Origin of the sequence: Rahnella laticis (assembly GCF_015644585.1) — a bacterium.
Classification (GTDB): domain Bacteria; phylum Pseudomonadota; class Gammaproteobacteria; order Enterobacterales; family Enterobacteriaceae; genus Rahnella; species Rahnella laticis.
The window spans coordinates 17964-37065 of record NZ_JADOBI010000020.1; the positions used below are offsets into that span (position 1 = coordinate 17964).

The window sequence follows — 19102 nt, forward strand, 5'->3', positions numbered from 1 at the left end:
ATCCTCATTGATATGTTTAACGTATCGTTCTTGCGAAATTAATATATTAGACAATATAACGGCCACTGTTAAAATTTTCATACATTTTAAAATTTAGTTTTACAGCTCATCGCGTTAAGGAATTACAGTGAAAACCTCCCAGCGGATTTCCGCTGCACCAGCCAATGACTCTGTTAATGACGACGAATTAAATCCTGAAAGCCCCGTCGCCCGTTCCGGCCTGAAAACCCCTTTTATCAAACGCGGGACACCGCAGTTTATCCGCGTCACGCTGGCCTTATTTTCAGCGGGTCTGGCGACGTTTGCCCTGCTCTATTGCGTTCAGCCAATTCTGCCGGTGCTCTCGCATGATTTCGGAGTATCGCCTGCGACCAGCAGTTTATCGCTGTCGTTATCCACCGGCCTGATGGCGATTGGCCTGCTCTTTACCGGCCCGGTATCGGACGCCGTGGGGCGTAAATCGGTGATGGTGGTGGCGCTGTTACTGGCCGCGGGTTGTACGCTGGTGTGTTCCTTTATGCAAAGCTGGGACGCCATTCTTATCATGCGCGCGCTGATTGGTTTGTCGCTGAGCGGCGTGGCGGCAGTTGCAATGACGTATCTGAGCGAAGAAATTCACCCGAGCGTCGTGGCGTTTTCGATGGGGTTATACATCAGCGGGAATTCCATCGGCGGGATGAGCGGACGTCTGGTCAGCGGCGTTCTGACGGATTTTTTCTCGTGGCGTATCGCCATGGCGGTCGTCGGTTTCTTCGCGCTCGCCGCAGCGATCATGTTCTGGCGCATTCTCCCGCCATCAAAGCATTTCCGTGCGAGTTCGCTCAAGCCGCGCAAATTGCTGATTAACTTCAAACTTCACTGGCGCGACAGCGGCCTGCCGCTGCTGTTTGCCGAAGGTTTCCTGCTGATGGGCAGCTTTGTGACCATGTTCAACTACATCGGTTACCGCCTGCTCGCCACGCCGTACAACCTGAGCCAGGCCATCGTCGGTATCCTGTCGATTGTGTATCTGATGGGCACTTACAGTTCGCCGAAAGCCGGTGTGATGACCGGCGTATATGGCCGAGGACCGGTGCTGATTGGTTCAACGGCCATCATGCTGGTGGGGATTTTGATCACCGCCTTCTCGCCCGTCTGGATGATTTTCATCGGAATGATCCTGGTCACCGGCGGATTCTTCGCCGCCCACTCGGTTGCCAGCGGCTGGATCGGCCGCCGCGCCCGTCGCGCCAAAGGACAGGCGTCGTCACTTTATCTGTTCAGCTACTACGCGGGATCGAGCGTCGCCGGGACTTTGGGGGGATTCTTCTGGCACGCCTATGGGTGGGTCGGAATTACGGGGTTTATCAGTCTGATGTTGGTTGTTGGGGTTGGAGTCGGGATCCGGTTAATGCGGTTGGCTGAAGCTAAGCCGGTTTAAATCAACTTCAATTTCAAAACCTTGGGTTGCCACCCAAACCGGCTTTAAGGTCAAAACCTTGGGCTCGCCGCCCAAACTGGCTTAGGTCAAAATCAAAACCTTGGGTTGCCACCCAAACTGGCCTCAAGGAGCGCCTGTCGCCGCGCCCCTTGAGAATCCCGGGCTCTTTCACTGCGCGCTATCGCTCGCTGGCACTGTTTCAGCAACGCCGGTTAGTGCCGCAAACGCCGCCGCTGCGCGGTTCTTTCGCTTCGGGTTCGAACCTGCTCGAAAAAAGACTCTCGCTGTTTCTCACCACTCTCTCAACGTCGTTTTGATAGCGGCCAGTGACTTTCTAATTCACAACCTCACTGCTGATGGTTATTGAAAAGATGCCGTTGAATTCAGATAAGCCTCCGGCCGCTTTCAGAAAGCTTGCCGAGCGAAGTGTTTCGAGACCAATGGCTCGAAACCGAGTAAGGGAACCGCGCAGCGGCAAGTTTTCGCGGCAATAGCGGTAGCGCCTGAAACGTAGCCAGCGAGCGATAGCGCGCAGTAAAAAAGCGCGGGTGTCCAGAGGGCGCGCGCGTTAACGCGCCCTTTGGGCCAGTTTGGGCGGCGAGCCCAAGGTCTTGACCTTAAAGCCAGTTTGGGTGGCAACCCAAGGTCTTGACCTGAGCTGAGCGATAACCGCAATTGAAAAACCGAAATATCCCCGGTCAGCTGTAAGCGCCTCACTGCCAGTGAAAAACCAAATTTAGCTAATCCACAGCGGGTTCAGGGCTGCCAGCCCGAATCACTCACCAAGTTTAGAAAACCGCCTCTGGCTGTCAGCCTCAAATAACTGCATCCGTGCAGTATCAATCTGCACCCAAACTCTGTCCCCCGGTACGGCACCGGATCTCACCATGCTGTAAACACTCAGCCGTTCGCCACCGAAAGTACCGTGGATAAGCTCACTCAGGCCGGTGGGTTCGATGAGCGTGACGTCCAGAGGAACCGCGCCAGGCGCGCCCTGTTCGCACAAGACAATGGCTTCGGGGCGCACGCCGTAGGTAACTTCTGCGCCACTTTTCAGGTTCGTAATCTGCGGGTCAACCGGCAACGTCTGGCTGGCATTGATGCGCAGCTGCGGCGCGGAATCACCCAGTTCTATTGTGCCGTTAATAAAGTTCATTGAGGGCGAACCGATGAAGCTGGCGACGAATTTATTGGCGGGTGTGTCATAGAGTTCCAGCGGTGTGCCAACCTGCTGGATGACGCCGTGGTTGAGCACCACGATGCGATCGGCAAGCGTCATGGCTTCGACCTGATCGTGAGTGACGTAAACAATGGTGTTGCGCATGCGCTGGTGCAGGCTTTTTATTTCAATGCGCATCTGCCCGCGCAGCTGAGCGTCAAGGTTGGACAACGGTTCATCGAACAGGAAAACCTGGGGTTCGCGCACGATCGCCCTGCCCATTGCCACGCGCTGACGCTGGCCGCCGGAAAGCTCTTTCGGGCGACGGTGCAACAGCGCCGTCAGTCCGAGAATATCCGCCGCTTTGTTCACGGCCGCGTCGATTTCGGCTTTCGGGCGTTTTTGCACTTCAAGACTGAAACCCATATTGCGCGCGACAGTCATGTGCGGATACAGCGCGTAGCTCTGAAACACCATCGAGATATCACGGTCTTTTGGCGCAACCTGATTCATGAGGCGCGTGCCGATGTGAATGTCCCCCGCCGTCGCCAGTTCCAGCCCGGCGATGGTGCGCAGCAACGTGGATTTTCCGCAGCCCGAAGGCCCGACTAACACCACAAATTCACCGTCCTGAATCGTCAGGTTGATATGACGCAACACTTCGACATTTTCGTAACGTTTTTGAAGATCGGAAATCGTAATCTGAGCCATAAAATTATCCTTTAACCGCGCCAGCCGTCAGCCCCTGAACCAGGTAACGCTGAATGAATGCAAAGAAAAGACAGGCAGGGATCAGCGCCAGTACCGCCGCCGCCATCATGTCGCCCCAGGAAACCGCGAATTTCGACACAAAACTGAGCAGCCCGACCGGGAAGGTCATCACCTCGTTTTTGTTGATAAGCATCAGCGAGAACAGCAGTTCGCTCCACGCGGCAGTAAACACAAACCCCAGCGTGGCGGCCATCCCCGGCAGCGTCAGCGGTATAATGACTTTGCGCAGCGCCATAAAACGGCTGCACCCTTCGAGCATCGCCGACTCCTCCAGATCTTTCGGAATACTGTCGAAAAACGACTGCATCAGAAAAGTGGCGAACGGCACGTTGAACGCGGTGTAAATCAGGATCAGCCCCAGCAGGCTGTTGGTCAGCCCGAACGGAGCCATCACTTTGTAAATCGGCGCGAGGATCATCACCAGCGGAAACATCTGCGTGAATAGCAGCAGCGCCGCCATCACGGTTTTTCCGCGAAAGCTGAAGCGCGAAAACGCAAAACCTGCACCGGCGGCGATTACAGTCGTCAGAAATGCCGTACCGAATGACACAATCAGGCTGTTAAAGAAATACAGCGGAAACTGGCTTTCGGTAAACACGCGCTGGAAATGCACGAGCGTCAGTTCACTGGGCCACATCCGCACGCCTTCGCTGTAGAGCAGTTTGTCCGGCGTGAACGAAATCTTGATCAGCCAGTAAATCGGAAACAGCGCGAACAGCAGGTAAAAGAGGATCCCCAGCCGGTGTCCGCCTTTGCGGAGCCACAAATTTAATGACAGTGCGTTCATCGGGTTCTCCTTATTTCAACAGCTGGTGACGGATACGCAGTAAAACCAGCGCGTACAGCGTCATCAGAACCAGCAGGAATACCGCCATCGCCGAGGCATAGCCAAAGTCGAGTTTCCGGTAGGCCGTGGTGAAAATGAAACTCGACAGAATCGACGTCGAATTCGCCGGGCCGCCGTCGGTCATGACCACAATCAGATCGGCAAAATTGGCAATCCAGATGGTGCGCAGCATGACGGTAATCGCGATCATCGGTGCCAGAAACGGCAGCGTGACTTTGCGGAACTGCTGCCAGCCGGATGCGCCGTCCATCGCCGCCGCTTCATACAAATCTTTCGGAATCGACTGCAACGCCGCCAGCAGCGTGATGGCAAAAAACGGGATGCCGAACCAGACATTCGCCAGCACCGGGCCGTAAAGCGCCAGCGTCGGGTCTGACAAAATATTGTAAGGCTCAGAAATGATGTGCAAATCCGTCAGCCAGTATGGCAGCACGCCGATCACCGGATTCAGCAACCACGCCCAGGTCAGGCCGGAAAGGAACGCAGGCACCGCCCACGGCAGGAACACCAGCGCCTGCACCCAGCGGCGGCCGGGGAATTCACGGTTGAGCAGCAGCGCCAGACCGAGCCCCAGCGCGAACTGTAAAACCAGCGACGTGGCAGTCCAGTTGAAGGTGTGGCGCAGCGCGGCGTAAAAATGCCGGTCATCAAACATTGTGCGGAAGTTATCCAGCCCGACCCAGCCAGTATCAAACGGGTTAAGCAACTGAATATTCTGGAAAGCATATGAAATGCCGATCGCCATCGGTACAAAAATAAACAGGCCAATCAGCACCATCGTCGGGCTGAGATAAACCCAGGGTTCAAGCAGCGCCCGCAAACGGGGAAAGCGTGGCGCGGCAGCGGTGTCTGGCGGTGAAACTTCCAACATCATGACGCGTCTCCAGTTGTAAAAGGTGTTAACTCCGGCACCGCGTGCCGGAGCCGCATGCTTATTTCTGCGTAGCCAGCCACGCCTTTTGCTCTTTGGTCAGGTATTTCGCCCAGTCTTTCACCATGCTTTCTGTGTCGTTCTGGCCGAGCAGCGTTTCCTGCGAGCTGTCTTTTACAATCACCGAGTTGAAGTAACCCCAGCCTTTAAGGTGCGTCGGCATGGTCAGCGGGATGTAATCCGGGCTGTTAAGCTCGGCAAACCAGCCGGCGAACTGCGGCGCGTGGTAATACGCGTCCTGCTCCGCACCTTTGTAAATCGGCAGCGTGCCGACGAACTTCGACCACGTCAGGTTGTTTTCTTTATTACTGATGAAGGAAATCAGATCCCAGCTTTGATCCTGATTTTTGCCTTGTTTGAACATCGACCAGCCGGTGTAGCCGATGGTCGGATAGGCTTTACCGTTCGGCCCGAGCGGCATCGGCGCGACCGAGAAATCGTCCGGGTTCATGCTGTTTTTGATGGCGATCAGCGCGTCCGGATCCTGATCGAGCATTGCGCATTTCCCGGAATAGAAGCCGGAGACTATTTCGTTAAAACCCCAGTTCACACTGTCTTTCGGCGCGTAACCTTTCTGGTACATGTCCACCAGGAACTGCGCCCCTTTAATTGCGCCCGGATGCGTCAGCGTGCTGTTACCGTCTTTGTCGAAAAAGTCCGGCGAGCCGTTCATCGCTGCCATAAACATCATCCAGGCGTTGGTGCCGCCGACGCCGCCGCGCATGCAATATCCGCTGATGCCGTTGCCCAGCGCGCTGATTTTCTTCGCATCGGCCATGAATTCGTCCATGGTTTTCGGCGCGTCAGTCAGCCCGGCCTGCTGGAAGAGTTTTTTGTTCCAGAACATCGCCCGCAGATAGAAACCGTAAGGGATCATGGTCGCCGTGCCGCCGGAAGAGCGCGCCATTGTCAGCGTTTTATCGGTCAGATCCGGCGTACCGCTCCAGCTTTTCAGGCGCGGCTCAAGATCGGCCAGCATCCCGTTGCTGGCGTACAAACCCTGCCAGGTGTCAGGCATTTCCACGACGTCCGGATATTGCCCGCTCTGAATCATCGTGCCGAGCTTTTCAAACGCCTGCCCCCAAGGCAGTGACACCACTTCAATCTCGACATCAGGATGTTGCGCCCTGTATGCGGTCAACATTTTTTGCAGCATTTCGGTACGCGCCGGGCTGGTAATCACTTCCACCAGCGTCAGTTTGGTGGCGGCAAAACCGGCACAGGAAAACAGGCTGACGCTGAGGGTCAGCGCGCTGAGCAAAGCATGACGTTTCGGGTGTCGCATAATCTTGGTTCTCCACGGAGCTAAGGGTCGGATCACAGGAACAGTCGTTGTTGTTTTAACCGGGTTCAGGAACAGGCGCTTTCGATGGCGTTTTTCAGGTCGCGCCACAGATCGCCGGTGTCTTCAAGGCCGATAGAAATGCGGATCACGCGTGGCGATACGCCAAAATCAATCGCCGAGTTAAATTCGCCCGCCTGATTCAGCACGGAAATGGCGGGCATCACCAGGCTTTCAAAACCGCCCCAGCTCACGCCCATCCGGAACAATTTCAGCGCGTTACAGAATGTCGGAATGTCGATGCCTTCGCTGAGTTCGAATGAAAAAAGGCCGCTGTAGCCGGTCAGCGTGGACGTCGGCAACGGGTCTAAACCGGGATGATTAACCTGCGTAATGCGCGAATAGCCCTGTAACCGTCGCGCCAGTTCCAGCGCACTTTCGTGATGCTGACGCATACGTAGCGGCAAAGTCCGCAGGCCGCGCAGCAACAGCCAGGCTTCGTTGGCCGACAGTTTTCCGCCTAAAAACGGGCTGATATGACGGGTAATCGCGCCAATGCGCTCCTGACTGGAGATGACCAGACCGGCTACGACGTCGCTGTGTCCGCTGATGTATTTGGATGCGGAATGGATCACCAGATCGATACCGGCCGCCAGCGGTTTCTGGAAAACCGGCGATGCCCAGCTGTTGTCGATCATCGTGATCACGCCGTATTTTTTAGCCAGTGCGGCAATCGCTTTCAGGTTCTGCTCGCCCATCACCCAGCTGTTCGGGCTTTCCAGATACAGCAGTTTCGCGCCCTGAATCGCCTCTTCCAGTGCAGGAAGTGAACTGCCATCCACGAACTGAGCTTCAATCTGGAAACGGGTGCAGAAACCGCGCAGGAATCGGTAGGTATCCGGGTAAACGTGATTTACGCACACCACTTTGTCGCCCGGCCCGGCCACGCTCAGAATGGAATTACTGATCGCCGCCATGCCGCTGCCGAAGGCCAGACAGGCTTCGCCGCCCTCCAGTTCCGCGACCTTTTTCTGCAATTCCACCACCGTCGGGTTATCGACGCGGGAATACAGCGCGTGATCACTGTCTCCGCGAAAACGGGCGATCATGCTGTCATAATCGGTGAAACTAAATAACGACGACTGGTAAATCGGCGGTGAAATCGCGCCGCGATCATGGCGTCCGTCGTGGACTAAACGGGTGTATTCGTGCAAATCATCGTGCGGGCTTTTATCATCTTGCTGCATTGATCACTTCCTTCATGTCACGTTCAGTTATGTTCAGAATGTCGTTACTCAGCCTGCGTGCGGTTTCCGGCTCGCGCCGCGCGATGGCTTCAAATAAGGTCCGGTGCAGCGGAAAAGAGTCGCTGAACAGCGCCTGTTCCGGCGGAGATTCAAAAAAGGCGTGGAGTAAGTCGTAGATCCCGCCGACCATTTGCAGCAGCAGCGGATTGTGCGCGGCGGTGTAAATCGCGGCGTGAAACTGCCAGTCTTCGGCTCCGGCGGAACCGACACTCAGATGCACTTTTTCCATCACATCGAGCTTTTGTTCGATGAACAGCAAATCGCTTTCCGTCGCCCTGACCGCCGCCAGCGCCGAGGCTTCACATTCAATAATCCGGCGGACTTCCAGCGCGTGAAGCATGGTGGCGGAGTCATTTTTAAAGCGCAGGGACAGAAAGCTGTCGTTAGCGGTGACTTCAGATTGCAGGAAAGTGCCGCTGCCTTTTTTTCGCACGATAATGCCCAGCGCTTCCCAACGTTTCAGCGCCTCACGGACGGTATTGCGGCTCACCGCCAGCCCTTCCGCCAGCACGCGCTCGGGCGGCAATTTTTCACCCACGCGGGTGCCGGACTGCGCCACATAGCGGGTCAGCGCATCAAGCACCAGCGTGTCACTTTGCTGAGGAGCAATCGGGTGCAGCAAATTCAGTTCACCGTGCATACCGTGCATATTGTTCTCCGCACATCGGCCAGAATTGGCCCAACAACTCAACCTGTGGACCACTTTGCAATTTGTTTGCCAGTTTTTGGATAACGCGCTAACCAAATGATTTTCCATCAAATAGCGTATTTACGCACCGGTCCGGGTAATAAAACTGCGATCGCCGTGGTGCAAAAACCACCGGTTTTGTTACGTCGCTGTGCAGGATTTGTTCAGACATGTAGCACGCAATGGATTGACGCTCGGTAGCGCAAATGATAATTGTTATCATGTAAATTCATTTCATCAGGCAGGTTTGTATGACCACGAACACTGACCGCGCGTCTGTCGCCACCGTTTGTATTGTTGGCGGCGGCCCTGCCGGATTAATGCTGGGCTACCTGCTGGCCCGTCAGGGAATTGACGTGACGGTGCTGGAAAAACACCGGGATTTTCTGCGTGATTTTCGCGGCGACACCATTCACCCTTCGACGCTGGATATCATCTGGCAACTGGGTTTTCTCGATGAGTTTCTCGCCCTGCCGCATCAGCGCGCGGAGAAGCTTTACGGCGAAATCAACGGCAAAGAAACCACGCTGGCAGATTTCACTCATCTGCCAACGCAGTGCAAATTCATCGCTTTTATGCCGCAATGGGATTTCCTGAATTTCATCGCCAGCAAAGCCGCCCTGCTGCCAAATTTCCGGCTGATCCACAATGCGCAGGTGCTTTCTCTGCGGGAGAATAAATCTCAGGTAACCGGCGTTCTGGCGGACGTTAACGGTGAAACGCAGCAAATTGAAGCCGATCTGGTGGTGGGTTGTGACGGCAGAAATTCGATTGTGCGCGAGCAGGCCGGCATGGAAATACGCCGTTTCGGCGCACCGCGTGACGTGCTGTGGCTGAAAATCAATAAACGCCCGGACGACCCGCAGTGGTCGATGGGGCATCGCGGGCCGAAGAAAAACTTCATCATGATCGACCGCGGCGATTACTGGCAGTGCGGTTATTCGATTCCAAAAGACAGCCTCGACGCGCTCAAAGCACGCGGCATCCCGCCTTTTCTGGATTTGCTGACCGGGGTCTCACCGTTTGAGCGTGAGCGTCTGGGCGAAGACATTGAAAGCTGGGACGACGTGCGCCTGCTGGTGATCCGCATCGACCGTCTCAAAGAATGGGCTAAACCCGGCCTGCTATGCATCGGCGACGCCGCGCACGCGATGTCCCCGATTGGCGGCGTCGGCGTAAATCTGGCGATTCAGGATGCCGTGGCGACCGCAAATATTATCGCGCAACCGCTGAAGTCCGGGCGTCTGACACTCCGTCACCTGAAACGCATCCAGCGGCGACGGACTTTCCCGACGTGGGCCACGCAGACGTTACAGATTATGATCAGCAAGGCCGGTCAAAAGCCCCGCAAGCGCGCCCCTTCACGGCTTGAAAGCTGGCTACGGGGGAGGAAGTTTATTCCCTTCTTGTTCGGACGGCTGATCGGAGTCGGGTTTTATCGGGAGATCCCGAAACTGTGAGCGTGAGACGCACCAGGCTGGTTAAAGGCAGACTGAGTAGGTTTCGGTTTTTCAATTGCAGTGATCGCTCAGCGGCTGACGCCGAAACCGACCAAAGAGGGCTATGACGAGCCCTCTTTGGAATCTCCGCGTCTTTTTACAACACGTGCTATCGCTGGCTGGCTATGTTTCAGCAGTTCCGGCTATTGCCGCAAAATCCCGCCGCTGCGCGGTTCCCTCCCGTCGGGTTACAAACCGCGCGAAGAGATACGCGGTTTTTCACCTCTCCATACGGCGTGATTTTTGAAAGCGGCCAATGGCTTTTAAAAACAGAAAAAGCAGCCGTATACATCATTCGAATTGCATAGCCTCCGGCCGCTTTCAGAAAGCTTGCCGAGCGAAGTGTTTCGAGACCTGTGGCTCGAAACCGAGTGAGGGAACCGCGTAGCGGCAAGTTTTCGCGGCAATAAGAGGAGTTACTGAAACATAGCCAGCGAGCGATAGCGCGCAGTGAAAGAGCCCGGGATTCTCAAGGGGCGCGGCGACAGGCGCTCCTTGAGGCCAGTTTGGGTGGCAACCCAAGGTCTTGACCTTAAGCCAGCTTGGGCCGCAACCCAGGCTCCTGACCCGAGCGAGCACCGCAAAAACCGTCTCGTGATGTCGGTCATACATCACAAATATCAATCCTCTCCCCTATTTCATCACCGATAATTGATAAGCGTCATTACGCCGGACCCGTTAATTGTTCAAAGTGCCCGCCTTTCATTTGGATCCAAATTTAATCTCGGGGAATACATGTATGACAGAGTTATTGATAGGTCTGGTGGTCGCCGTGTTTGTCGGGCGGTACATCATCAAGGGATATTCGCCAACCGGCGTACTGATGGTTGGCGGTTTATTACTGCTGATTATCAGTGCCTTAATGGGCCACAGCGTGTTGCCGGAAGGCACGAAGAGCACCGGCTGGAACGCCACGGACATCGTGGAATACGTCAAAATCCTGCTGATGAGCCGCGGTGGCGATCTCGGGATGATGATCATGATGCTGTGCGGTTTTGCGGCGTACATGACACACATCGGTGCTAACGACGTGGTGGTCAAACTCGCATCACGTCCGCTACAGATGATTAACTCGCCGTACATTCTGATGGTCGCGGCCTATATTCTGGCGTGTCTGATGTCGCTGGCGGTGTCTTCCGCAACCGGTCTCGGCGTACTGCTGATGGCGACGCTGTTCCCGATTATGGTGAACGTCGGGATCAGCCGCGGCGCGGCGGCGGCGATTTGTGCGTCTCCGGCGGCCATTATTCTTTCCCCGACGTCCGGCGATGTGGTGCTGGCGGCGCAGGCGGCCAACATGCCGCTGGTCGATTTTGCCTTCAAAGTCACCCTGCCGATTTCAATTGCCGCCATTGTGGCGATGGCCGTCGCGCATTTCTTCTGGCAACGTTATCTGGATAAACGCGATACCGCCGTGGTAGATAGCGTGGATTCCAACAAAGATGACGTCATTGAAACCAATGCCCCGGCGTTTTACGCTATTTTGCCTTTCACACCGATTATCGGGGTGCTGATTTTTGACGGTAAATGGGGGCCGAATCTGCACATCATTACCATCCTGGTGATCTGCATGGTACTGACTGCACTGATCGAAACAGTGCGAAACCGCAACGGGAAAGCCGTATTTGCCGGGCTGGATGTGGCGTACCGTGGCATGGCGGATGCGTTTGCTAACGTCGTGATGCTGCTGGTGGCGGCAGGCGTTTTCGCGCAGGGTCTGAGCACCGTCGGCTTTATCAGCAGCCTGATCGGGCTGGCACAAAACTTCGGTTCCGGCAGCATTATTATGATGCTGGTGCTGGTCACCATCACCGTGCTGGCGGCCATGACGACCGGCTCGGGCAATGCATCGTTTTATGCGTTCGTGGAACTTATCCCGAAACTGGCGGCGAAAATGGGTATCAACCCGGAATATCTGGTGATCCCGATGTTGCAGGCGTCTAACCTCGGCCGCACCATTTCACCGGTCTCCGGCGTCGTGGTTGCCGTAGCGGGTATGGCAAAAATCTCCCCGTTCGAAGTGGTAAAGCGCACCTCCGTACCGGTTCTCGTCGGGCTGATAGTGGTTATTGTCGCCACAGAAATTCTGGTTCCTGTTCACTAATTCCCTTCTGCCAATCTATCCATCAATATCCCCTAAAAAAATGAAGGGGATATTGATCACATAAATACGATATGGGCTAATACCAACTCAGGTTAAGCTACTGCGCCTTGAAGGTCGGGGAAAACGCCCCGTCTGAGTGATGGCGAAATCCGCGTAATATAGGCTTTTTATGTCGAATAATCCGGGCTACAAACGAATCGGCGGGTGGTTACTGGCCCCGATGGCGTATCTGATTGTCACGCTGCTGAGCGTTGTATTAATGCTGTTCCTGTTTTCAATGGCCATATTTATGCCGGAATCACGCGAATATTTAATCACCAATTCGCAGGCATTTACGCTGCAATGGTATTTCTCCGTGGTGACCACATTAGCGATGGGGTTATTTACCGTTGCGGTTCTCTGGCAATTTTGTAAGCGTGCCAGAGCGTTACCAAAAATGTATATTATCTGGTTGCTGTGTACGGTATTGCTGGCGGTAAAAGCCTTTGCATTCTCGCCGGTTACCGATGATCTGGCCGTGCGTAACTTGCTGTTACCCTTATTGGCTGCTGCGGTGTTTGTGCCTTATTTCAAGCGCTCACTGCGGGTGAAAGAAACCTTCACGGAATAACCCTGAAGTTTTAATGTTTATTATGTCCGGGCAATTGTCATGACCTCTTACTTATTACTGTTTGTCGGCACCATGCTGGTGAATAACTTTGTTCTGGTGAAGTTCCTCGGACTTTGCCCGTTTATGGGCGTGTCCAAAAAACTGGAATCCGCCATCGGCATGGGCCTGGCGACCACGTTCGTGATCACCTTGTCGAATATCTGTTCGTGGATGGTCAACACCTTCATTCTGATGCCGCTGGGCCTGGTGTATCTGCGCACCATGGCATTCATTCTGGTGATCGCCGTCGTCGTGCAGTTCACCGAAATGGTCGTGCGCAAAACCAGCCCGTCGCTGTATCGCCTGCTGGGTATTTTCCTGCCGCTTATCACCACAAACTGCGCCGTGCTCGGCGTGGCGCTGCTTAACATCAACCAGCAGCTGAATTTCATGCAGTCCGCGCTCTACGGTTTCGCCGCCTCACTCGGCTTCTCGCTGGTGATGGTGCTGTTTGCCGCCATTCGTGAGCGTCTGGTTGTCGCTGACGTGCCTGCACCCTTCAAAGGTTCTTCGATTGCGCTGGTCACGGCGGGCCTGATGTCACTGGCCTTTATGGGCTTCACGGGTCTGGTGAAATTCTGATGTTTGAATTATGGGTAGCGATTGGCGCGCTGACCGCACTGGCGCTGGTTTTTGGCCTGCTGCTGGGTTACGCATCGCGTCGTTTTGCCGTTGAAGGCAACCCGGTTGTCGATCAGATTGACGATATCCTGCCACAAAGCCAGTGTGCGCAATGCGGTTATCCCGGCTGTAAACCTTACGCCGAAGCCGTGGCCAATGGCGACAACATCAACAAATGTGTGCCGGGCGGCGAAGCGGTCATGCTCAAGCTGGCCACCCTGCTCAACGTCGAGCCACAGCCGATGGGCGAAGACGTCGCCGCCGCTGTGCCGGTGCGTAAAGTGGCGTACATCGACGAAAGCAACTGTATCGGCTGCACCAAATGCATTCAGGCCTGCCCGGTCGATGCGATTGTGGGCGCGACCCGCGCCGTGCACACCGTAATTACGGATTTATGTACCGGCTGTGACCTGTGCGTCGCGCCGTGCCCGACGGACTGCATCGAAATGCTGCCGATCAAAACCACCACCGCAAACTGGAAGTGGGATTTGCAATCCATTCCGGTTCAGGTCATCCATGCGGAGTAACATGTTTAATCTGTTTGCCGCGCTCAAAAAAGACAAAGTCTGGGACTTCGACGGTGGTATTCATCCGCCGGAAATGAAGACACAGTCGAGCCACGTTCCGCTGCGCAACGTGCCGTTGCCTGAGCGCTTTATCATTCCCCTTCAGCAGCATCTTGGCCCTGAGGGCGAGCTGTGTGGAAAAGCCGGTGACCGGGTTTTAAAGGGCCAGCCGCTGACGACAGGCCGTGGCCGTACCGTACCGGTTCACGCACCGACATCGGGCGTGATTACCGCCATCGAACCGCACATTACCGCGCACCCTTCCGGCCTGAAAGAACTCTGCGTTCTGATTGAAGCCGACGGGCAAGACACCTGGTGCGAACGCGACATTGTGGCCGATTACCGCCAGCTTTCTGCCGGGGATCTGAACCAGCGCATCAGCCAGGCCGGTATCGCCGGATTGGGCGGCGCAGGTTTCCCGACTGCCAGCAAACTCGCAGGCGGCCTGACGTCCACACGCACGCTGATCCTCAACGCCGCCGAATGCGAGCCTTACATTACCGCCGATGACCGGCTGATGCAGGAACACGCGGATCAGATCCTCGAAGGCACGCGCATTCTCTGCCATATGCTCAGCCCGGAACGCGTTCTCATTGGCATCGAAGACAATAAACCGGAAGCCATTGCGGCGTTTAAAACCGCGATTAAAGCTACGGCTCAGCAGGATCTGGCTAACGGTATCCGCTTCGAACTGCGCGTGGTGCCGACCAAGTATCCGTCCGGCGGTGCCAAACAGCTGACCAAAATTCTGACCGGCCTCGAAGTGCCGAAAGGTCATCACTCGTCGTCAATCGGCGTGCTGATGCAAAACGTCGGGACGGTTTACGCGATCAAACGCGCGATCCTCGACGGCGAACCGCTGATCGAACGCGTCGTGACGCTGACCGGCGAAGCGATGGCGAAACCCGGTAACGTCTGGGCGCGTCTGGGTACGCCGGTTTCACATCTGATGCAGGAAGGCGCGTTACAGCCGCAGGGCGATAAAAAGATGGTGATCATGGGCGGGCCGCTGATGGGCTTTACCCTGCCGTCGCTCGATGTGCCGGTCGTTAAGATCTCCAACTGCCTGCTGGCTCCGTCCGAATCGGAACTCGGCCAGCCTGAGCCGGAAGAAGCCTGTATCCGTTGCAGCCTGTGCGCGGAATCCTGTCCGGCCGGTCTACTGCCGCAGCAACTTTACTGGTTCAGCCGCGGCGAAGAACACGAAAAAGCGCGCAACCATAACCTGTTCGATTGCATCGAATGCGGCGCCTGTGCGTACGTTTGCCCGAGCAACATTCCGCTGGTGCAATATTATCGTCAGGAAAAGGCCGAAATCCGCGCCATCGACAGCGAAACCGCCCGTGCGACCGAAGCCAAAGCGCGCTTCGAGGCCAAACAGGCGCGTATGGAACGCGACAAAATCGCCCGCGAAGAGAAACACCAGAAAGCCGCCGTGAAGCTGAGCGAAACGCCGGTTGACGACGCGCCGGTCGCCGAAGCCGCAGGTGAAACGGCGGAAGTGGATCCGCGTCAGGCCGCACTGGCCGCCGCCATTGCCCGCGCTAAAGCCAAAAAAGCGGCTGCCGCACAGGAAATCCCGGTCGCGTCTGAGCCGGTGCCTGAAACGCCTCCGACCGCAGAAGACGATCGCAAAGCCGCCGTGGCTGCCGCTATCGCCCGGGTAAAAGCCAAGAAAGCGGGAAATGGCGTGGTGGTGGAAGCCACCGACAGCGTGCTGAATGTTACCCCGCCAGCGCCGGCAGAAGACGACCGCAAGGCCGCCGTAGCCGCAGCGATTGCCCGCGTGAAAGCGAAGAAAGCCGCCGCCGCGCACGCCAATACTGACGAAAGCGTGACAACGTCACCGGCTGAACCTTCTGCTGACGACAAACGTAAAGCCGCTGTTGCTACCGCCATTGCCCGTGCGAAAGCTAAAAAAGCGGCGGCGCAGAGTGACGCCGAAGAGTCCGCTGCGGAAAACGACGCATCTTCAGAACCAGACACAACACAACAAGAAAGCGATCCACGCAAAGCCGCCGTGGCTGCTGCGATCGCCCGAGTTAAGGCCCGTAAAGCCGCTCAGACAATGTCGAACGAGGAATAGATGGCCTTCAGGATCGCAAGTTCACCTTTTACACATAACCGCCAAAATACCAGCACCATCATGATGATGGTGATTCTGGCGTGTATTCCGGGTCTGATCGCTCAGATTTGGTTTTTCGGCTACGGAACGCTGGTTCAGCTCGCACTGGCTATCGTGATTGCTTTACTGGCAGAAGGTGCTGTTTTGCAGCTGCGCAAGCAGCCGGTAAAAAAACGTCTGGGCGATAACAGCGCCCTGCTGACGGCTATTTTGATCGGCATCAGCCTTCCGCCGCTCGGCCCGTGGTGGATGGTGGTGCTTGGCACGTTTTTCGCCATCATCATCGCCAAACAGCTGTATGGCGGTCTGGGGCAAAACCCGTTTAACCCGGCGATGGTAGGTTATGTGGTGCTGCTGATTTCTTTCCCGGTGCAGATGACCACCTGGCTGCCGCCGGACGCGCTGCAACATCATCACGTCAGCTTCACCGATACGCTGCTGACCATTTTTACCGGCCACAGCGGGCAGGATCTGACCGCCTATCAGTTGCAGATGAACGTGGATGGCGTGACGCAGGCGACGCCGCTGGATGCATTTAAAACCGGCTTACGCTCCGGCCATACCGCCGATCAGATTCTGGCAACACCGCTGTTTGGCGGCACGCTGGCGGGTCTGGGCTGGCAGTGGATTAACCTCGGTTTTCTGGCCGGTGGCCTGTTCCTGATGTGGCGTAAAATCATCAGCTGGCACATTCCGGTGGCGATGCTTGGCATGCTGGCGTTCTGCGCCGCCATCGCGTGGGGTCTGGCACCGGAAAGCTATTCTTCACCGCTGGTCGGCCTGTTCTCCGGTGCGACCATGCTCGGTGCTTTCTTTATCGCCACCGACCCGGTCACGGCGTCCACCACGCCAAAAGGCCGTCTGGTTTTCGGTGCATTAATTGGTTTGCTGGTGTGGCTTATCCGCACGTACGGCGGATATCCTGACGGCGTGGCTTTTGCCGTTTTACTGGCCAACATTACCGTGCCGCTCATTGACCACTACACTCAACCACGTGTTTACGGGCATCGCTGAGGAAGAATTATGTTAGCTACAATGCGACGCCACGGCCTGATTCTGGCTTTTTTTGGCGCACTGATGACCGGCATGACCGCCATCGTAAACCTGCTGACCAAACCGACGATTGAACATCAGGCGCTGTTACAGCAAAAAACGTTGTTTGATCAGGTGATCCCGACCAGCGTTTACGATAACAACATGCAGGACGAATGTTACAACGTCACCGATGAATCGCTCGGTACCGCTACGCCGCACCGCATGTATCTGGCGCGCAAAAGCGGTGAACCTGTGGCTGCCGTGGTGGAAACCACCGCGCCGGACGGTTATTCCGGCGCAATCCAGCTGCTGGTCGCCGCTGATTTCCATGGCAAAGTCTACGGCTCCCGCGTGCTCGAACAGCATGAAACGCCGGGGCTGGGTGACAAAATTGAAGTGCGTATTTCTGACTGGATCAAGCATTTCGCCAACGAAACCGTGAACGGCGCCAGCGACCCGCGCTGGGCTGTGAAGAAAGATGGCGGCGTGTTTGATCAGTTTACCGGCGCGACCATTACCCCGCGCGCTGTCGTGCGTTCGGTAAAACGCACGGCGTTATTTATCGGGACGGTGCCGTCTCAGCTTTCCCACCTCACCCCTTGTGGAGCCCGTGATGAGTGAAGCCAGAAAGATAATCGTTCAGGGTCTGTGGACCAACAACTCTTCGCTGGTCCAGCTGCTGGGGCTTTGCCCGCTGCTGGCCGTGACGTCCACCGCGACTAACGCCTTAGGTTTGGGGCTGGCCACCACGCTGGTGCTGACCTGTACTAACGGCATGATTTCCGCGTTCCGTAAGTGGATCCCGGATGAAATCCGTATTCCGATTTACGTGCTGATCATCGCATCGGTGGTGAGTACCGTTGAAATGCTGATTAACGCCTATGCCTTTGGTTTGTATCAGGCGCTGGGGATTTTCATCCCGCTGATTGTGACCAACTGTGTGGTGGTCGGTCGCGCGGAAGCCTGCGCCGCGACCAGTCCGGTGCATCTGGCAGCGCTGGACGGCGCCATGACCGGCCTCGGGGCGACGTGCGCAATGTTCGTCCTCGGTTCGATGCGTGAAATTCTCGGCAGCGGCGTGTTGTTTAATGGCGCGGATTTGCTGCTCGGCGGCTGGGCGAAAGTGCTGCGCGTTGAAGTGATTCATCTGGATAACCCATTCCTGCTGGCGATGCTGCCACCGGGCGCGTTTATCGGTTTGGGCCTGCTGCTGGCGGCTAAATACCTGATTGATCAGCGCATGAAAGCGCGAAAAGCGGCGCAACACGTTGCCGCCGAAGACAGTTTGCCAAAGGGAAGTGTTCATGAATAAGGAAAAGCGCATTGAGATCCTCAGCCGTTTGCGGGACAACAACCCGCATCCCACGACCGAACTGGTTTACACCACGCCGTTCGAGCTGCTGATTTCGGTGTTACTTTCCGCGCAGGCCACGGACGTCAGCGTGAATAAAGCGACCGCGAAACTGTATCCGGTCGCCAACACGCCGGAGTCCGTTCTGGCGCTCGGCGTGGACGGTGTGAAGGAATACATCAAAACCATCGGCCTGTTTAATTCGAAAGCCGAAAACGTCATCAAAACCTGCCGGATTTTGCTGGAAAAACACAACGGCGAAGTGCCGGAAGACCGCGCCGCGCTGGAAGCCCTGCCGGGCGTCGGGCGTAAAACCGCCAACGTGGTGCTCAATACCGCCTTCGGCTGGCCCACCATTGCCGTCGATACGCATATTTTCCGCGTCTGTAACCGGACGAAATTCGCGCCAGGTAAGACCGTCGATGACGTTGAAGAAAAACTCCTTAAAGTCGTTCCCGCCGAGTTTAAGCTCGATTGCCATCACTGGTTTATCCTGCACGGGCGCTATACGTGCATTGCGAGGAAGCCGCGGTGCGGATCGTGTTTGATTGAAGATTTGTGTGAGAGTAAAGAGAAGGTATATGCGGAGTGAAAGGGAGATCCCTTTGAACCCGTTTTATTTTCAATTGCAACTTCAATCTTAAATTCGAATTCGAATTCGAATTTAAAATCAAGACCTTGGGTTGCCACCCAAACTGGCTTCAAGGGGCGCCTATCGGGTTACAAACCGCGCGAAAAGATACGCGT

The 19102-nt window shown here is 55.9% G+C and carries 17 protein-coding genes; 11 read left to right on the forward strand and 6 right to left on the reverse strand.

Annotation, left to right across the window (positions count from 1 at the left end; genetic code table 11):
* The first annotated feature begins 127 nt into the window (after positions 1 to 127).
* Complete coding sequence (locus tag IV433_RS25705; protein ID WP_195816506.1) at positions 128 to 1420, forward strand: MFS transporter; 1293 nt, start codon at positions 128 to 130, stop codon at positions 1418 to 1420.
* A 775-nt stretch (positions 1421 to 2195) separates the two neighbouring features.
* Here the strand turns inward: IV433_RS25705 and IV433_RS25710 are convergent.
* The 6 genes from IV433_RS25710 to IV433_RS25735 all read right to left on the reverse strand — a co-directional run bounded on the left by IV433_RS25710 (position 2196) and on the right by IV433_RS25735 (position 8357).
* Entirely contained in the window at positions 2196 to 3290 is a 1095-nt protein-coding gene (locus IV433_RS25710) for an ABC transporter ATP-binding protein (protein WP_195816505.1), read from the reverse strand.
* Positions 3291 to 3294: 4 nt separating this feature from the next.
* Positions 3295 to 4137: a carbohydrate ABC transporter permease gene (locus IV433_RS25715; RefSeq protein WP_195816504.1), complete on the reverse strand. Its 843-nt coding sequence runs from the start codon at positions 4135 to 4137 to the stop codon at positions 3295 to 3297.
* A gap of 10 nt (positions 4138 to 4147) precedes the next feature.
* On the reverse strand, positions 4148 to 5071 hold the full coding sequence (locus tag IV433_RS25720) for a carbohydrate ABC transporter permease (protein ID WP_101078854.1): 924 nt from the start codon (positions 5069 to 5071) through the stop codon (positions 4148 to 4150).
* Between the two features lie 58 nt (positions 5072 to 5129).
* Positions 5130 to 6413, reverse strand: a complete 1284-nt coding sequence (locus IV433_RS25725) for an ABC transporter substrate-binding protein (RefSeq protein ID WP_195816503.1) — start codon at positions 6411 to 6413, stop codon at positions 5130 to 5132.
* Positions 6414 to 6478: 65 nt separating this feature from the next.
* Entirely contained in the window at positions 6479 to 7657 is a 1179-nt protein-coding gene (locus IV433_RS25730) for an aminotransferase class I/II-fold pyridoxal phosphate-dependent enzyme (RefSeq protein ID WP_195816502.1), read from the reverse strand.
* Positions 7644 to 8357 (reverse strand): FadR/GntR family transcriptional regulator, encoded by a 714-nt coding sequence (locus IV433_RS25735; protein WP_101078857.1) that lies wholly within the window; start codon positions 8355 to 8357, stop codon positions 7644 to 7646. Before IV433_RS25735 ends, IV433_RS25730 begins: the two co-directional genes overlap by 14 nt.
* Positions 8358 to 8656: 299 nt before the next feature.
* On the opposite strand from IV433_RS25735, the gene IV433_RS25740 reads away from it, so the two are divergent.
* The 10 genes from IV433_RS25740 (at position 8657) to nth (ending at position 18947) form a co-directional block, all read left to right on the forward strand.
* Entirely contained in the window at positions 8657 to 9865 is a 1209-nt protein-coding gene (locus tag IV433_RS25740; protein WP_195816501.1) for an FAD-dependent oxidoreductase, read from the forward strand.
* 778 nt (positions 9866 to 10643) lie between these two features.
* The gene (gene dcuC / locus IV433_RS25745) at positions 10644 to 12008 is read left to right on the forward strand and encodes an anaerobic C4-dicarboxylate transporter DcuC (protein WP_195816500.1); all 1365 of its coding nucleotides are present in this window, start codon (positions 10644 to 10646) and stop codon (positions 12006 to 12008) included.
* A 169-nt stretch (positions 12009 to 12177) separates the two neighbouring features.
* Positions 12178 to 12618: a DUF2569 domain-containing protein gene (locus tag IV433_RS25750; protein ID WP_152326145.1), complete on the forward strand. Its 441-nt coding sequence runs from the start codon at positions 12178 to 12180 to the stop codon at positions 12616 to 12618.
* Positions 12619 to 12657: 39 nt separating this feature from the next.
* Positions 12658 to 13239 carry an electron transport complex subunit RsxA gene (gene rsxA / locus IV433_RS25755; RefSeq protein ID WP_101078861.1) on the forward strand — a complete coding sequence of 194 codons (582 nt, stop codon included), beginning with the start codon at positions 12658 to 12660 and terminating at the stop codon, positions 13237 to 13239.
* Entirely contained in the window at positions 13239 to 13805 is a 567-nt protein-coding gene (gene rsxB / locus IV433_RS25760; protein WP_152326144.1) for an electron transport complex subunit RsxB, read from the forward strand. The genes rsxA and rsxB overlap by 1 nt, the downstream gene beginning before the upstream one ends.
* A 1-nt stretch (position 13806) precedes the next feature.
* Positions 13807 to 15930 (forward strand): electron transport complex subunit RsxC, encoded by a 2124-nt coding sequence (gene rsxC / locus IV433_RS25765; RefSeq protein WP_195816499.1) that lies wholly within the window; start codon positions 13807 to 13809, stop codon positions 15928 to 15930.
* Positions 15931 to 16983: an electron transport complex subunit RsxD gene (rsxD, locus tag IV433_RS25770; protein WP_101078864.1), complete on the forward strand. Its 1053-nt coding sequence runs from the start codon at positions 15931 to 15933 to the stop codon at positions 16981 to 16983.
* A gap of 9 nt (positions 16984 to 16992) precedes the next feature.
* Positions 16993 to 17625 (forward strand): electron transport complex subunit RsxG, encoded by a 633-nt coding sequence (gene rsxG / locus IV433_RS25775; protein ID WP_195816498.1) that lies wholly within the window; start codon positions 16993 to 16995, stop codon positions 17623 to 17625.
* Positions 17618 to 18316, forward strand: coding sequence for an electron transport complex subunit E (locus tag IV433_RS25780; protein WP_195816497.1), 699 nt, complete (start codon positions 17618 to 17620; stop codon positions 18314 to 18316). Before rsxG ends, IV433_RS25780 begins: the two co-directional genes overlap by 8 nt.
* Positions 18309 to 18947 (forward strand): endonuclease III, encoded by a 639-nt coding sequence (gene nth / locus IV433_RS25785; RefSeq protein WP_101078867.1) that lies wholly within the window; start codon positions 18309 to 18311, stop codon positions 18945 to 18947. Before IV433_RS25780 ends, nth begins: the two co-directional genes overlap by 8 nt.
* The last annotated feature ends 155 nt before the right edge of the window (positions 18948 to 19102 follow it).